This window comes from Mycobacterium sp. E3198 (assembly GCF_001667015.1).
In the GTDB taxonomy this organism is placed as follows: Bacteria; Actinomycetota; Actinomycetes; order Mycobacteriales; family Mycobacteriaceae; genus Mycobacterium.
Window position 1 is genome coordinate 1 of record NZ_LZIS01000052.1, and the last position, 1,018, is coordinate 1,018.

Annotated in this window: 1 protein-coding gene and 1 pseudogene; both read left to right on the forward strand. The window is 73.7% G+C overall.

Annotation, left to right across the window (positions count from 1 at the left end):
- The coding region (locus tag A5673_RS06290) for a WS/DGAT domain-containing protein (RefSeq protein ID WP_156747923.1) at nt 1-541 on the forward strand (541 nt) is incomplete at its 5' end.
- A 41-nt stretch (nt 542-582) separates the two neighbouring features.
- A pseudogene (locus A5673_RS06295) lies at nt 583-1,018 on the forward strand (trehalose phosphatase); the annotation flags it as partial.

The window sequence follows — 1,018 nt, forward strand, 5'->3', positions numbered from 1 at the left end:
GCCGGCGCCGGTGAGCTCGGCGATGCTGCCGTATCTGCCCGTCGAGCACGAGGACCCCGTCCAGCAGCTGCGCACGGTGCACAACAGGTGGAAGCTCCCGCAGCGCGAACCCGGCCTGGTGGAGTCGGCGCTCAACTCCCTGCCGCCACTGTTGCGCAGCAACGTATTACAGCTGCTGGCCCGGCTGCCGCACGCCGGCCTCGTGACGCTGGGCACCCACACGCCCGGGCCGCGCCACCAGCTCCGGCTGATGGGCCGGACGATGGAGCGCCTGCTGCCGATCCCCCCGACCGCCGCGCGGCTGAGCACCGGGGTCGCGGTGCTCAGCTACGGCGACGACGTGGTGTTCGGGATCACCGCCGAATACGACGCCGCGGCCGACGTCAGGGAGTTGGTGGCCGGCATCGAAGCGGGCATGGGACGGATGGTGGCGCTCAGCGGAGATTCGGTACTGCTGTTCGGCAAGGACCACCGGCGCCGGCGCGCGGCGCGCAGGCACCCGAGCCAGGCGTATCGAGCGCACCCGTCGGCGCGCTATTGACCCGGACCCGGCCGCGCCCGGCACCGTGAGAAGGTGGGTGCATGCCGGTCACGATCGACCCGCGCCGCCACGACGCGGTACTGTTCGACGCCGCCTCGGTCGAGCCCGCGCTGGCCGGGCGGCTGCGCGACGCCGGCGTCGGCGTCTTCTCCTGGGGCGGTGACGAGTCGGCGATTCGCCCGGGGCGATCTGCCGTCGTGACCGGCGACCCGGGAATCGCGCGGGCGGCACGCGACGGCGGCTTCGCGATGGTCATCGGCGTCGGGGACGCGGACGAACTCCGCCGCTGCGGCGCCGACGCGGTGATCGCCGATGCGAACGAGGTCGCCGTGCGGACCGGCGACCGCCGGATGTCCCGGCTGCCCGACGCTTCAGAGGCCTTGGGCGCCTTGGCCGAGCGCAGGCCGGCGGTGTTCTACGACTTCGACGGCACCCTGTCGGACATCGTCGACGATCCGGACGCGGCCCGGCCCGTCG